Genomic DNA, 1772 nt, shown 5'->3' on the forward strand with positions numbered 1-1772 from the left:
CCACCGACCGCTGGCTCGCCGGGCTGCTCCACGGCGCGACCGGCGAGGCCGGCCCGCCCCGCGGGCCCGCCGCAGCCGAGGCCCGCGCCCCCGGCGACGTCCGCACCCCGCGCGGCATCCGCGGGGTGTCCCTCGTCGCCGTCGGCGGCTACGGGCGCGGCGAGCTGTCCCCGCGCAGCGACCTCGACCTGCTCCTCCTCCACGACGGCTCCCTCCGCCCCGGCGCGCTCGCCGCCGTCGCCGACCGCCTCTGGTACCCCGTCTGGGACATGGGCCTGGCCCTCGACCACTCCGTACGCACCCCCGCCGAGGCGCTCCGGACCGCCGGCGAGGACCTCAAGGTCACCCTGGGCCTGCTCGACGCCCGCCACGTCGCCGGCGACGCCGCCCTCACCGCCGGGCTGCGCACCGCCGTCTTCGCCGACTGGCGCAACCGCGCCGCCCGCCGCCTCCCCGAGCTGCGCGAGCTGGACCGCGAACGCGCCGAGCGCCACGGCGAGCTGCAGTTCCTGCTGGAGCCCGACCTCAAGGAGGCCCGCGGCGGGCTCCGCGACGCCACCGCCCTGCGCGCCGTCGCCGCCTCCTGGCTCGCCGACGCCCCCCGCGCGGGCCTGGACCGCGCCCGCGAGCGGCTCCTCGACACCCGCGACGCACTGCACCTGACCACGGGCCGCGCCACCGACCGCCTCGCGCTGCAGGAGCAGGACCAGGTCGCCGCCGCCCTCGGCCTGCTCGACTCCGACACCCTGCTGCGCGAGGTCTACGAGGCCGCGCGCACCCTTGCGTACGCCACCGACGTCACCTGGCGCGAGGTCGACCGCGGGCTGCGGGCCGGCGGCGGACGGCGCGCCGCCGCCCGGCTGCGGAACCTCCTGGGCGCCTCCGGCCGCCCCGTCCCGCGCGGCCCGGCGGAGCGCACTCCGCTCGCCGACGGCGTCGTCGAGCAGGACGGCGAGGTCGTCCTCGCCCGCACCGCACGCGCCGACCGCGACCCCGTGCTGCCGCTGCGCGCCGCGGCCGCCGCCGCGCAGGCGGGGCTGCCGCTGTCGCTGCCCGCCGTGCGGCTGCTGGCCGCGCAGGCGCCGTCGCTGCCCGTACCGTGGCCGGACGAGGCGCGCGAGCAGCTGGTGACGCTGCTCGGCGCCGGCCCGGCCACGGTGCCGGTGTGGGAGAGCCTGGAGGCGGAGGGGCTCGTCACGCGGCTGCTGCCCGACTGGGAGCGGGTGCGCTGCCGCCCCCAGCGCAACCCCGTGCACCGCTGGACCGTCGACCGCCATCTCGTCGAGACGGCCGTACGGGCCGCGGCGCTCACCCGCCGCGTCGGCCGGCCGGACCTGCTGCTGGTCGCCGCGCTGCTGCACGACATCGGCAAGGGCTGGCCCGACGGCCCCGGCGGGCACAGCGTCACCGGCGAGACCATCGCCCGCGACATGGCCCGGCGCATCGGCTTCCCCGCCGCCGACGTCGACGTCGTCGGCGCCCTGGTCCGCCACCACCTGCTGCTCGTGGAGACCGCGACCCGCCGCGACCTGGACGACCCCGCGACCGTACGGCTCGTGGCCGACGCCGTCGGCGGGCACGGCACCCTGGAGCTGCTGCACGCGCTCACCGAGGCCGACGCGCTGGCCACCGGGCCGGCGGCGTGGACCGCCTGGCGGGCCTCGCTGGTCGCCGACCTGGCCGGGCGGGTCCGCGGCGCGCTGGCCGGCGAACCTGTCGCCGCCGCGGCGATCTCGGCGATGGTCACCGCCTCGAAGCCGCGGGCGAGGAAG

1 protein-coding gene is annotated in these 1772 nt (G+C 79.8%); it reads left to right on the forward strand.

Going from position 1 to position 1772, the window contains the following annotated elements; all coding sequences use genetic code 11:
• On the forward strand, positions 1 to 1772 hold a 1772-nt coding region (locus tag ABD317_RS36510), incomplete at both ends, for a [protein-PII] uridylyltransferase (RefSeq protein ID WP_425582534.1).

Origin of the sequence: Streptomyces synnematoformans, from assembly GCF_039531005.1 — a bacterium.
In the GTDB taxonomy this organism is placed as follows: Bacteria; Actinomycetota; Actinomycetes; order Streptomycetales; family Streptomycetaceae; genus Streptomyces; species Streptomyces synnematoformans.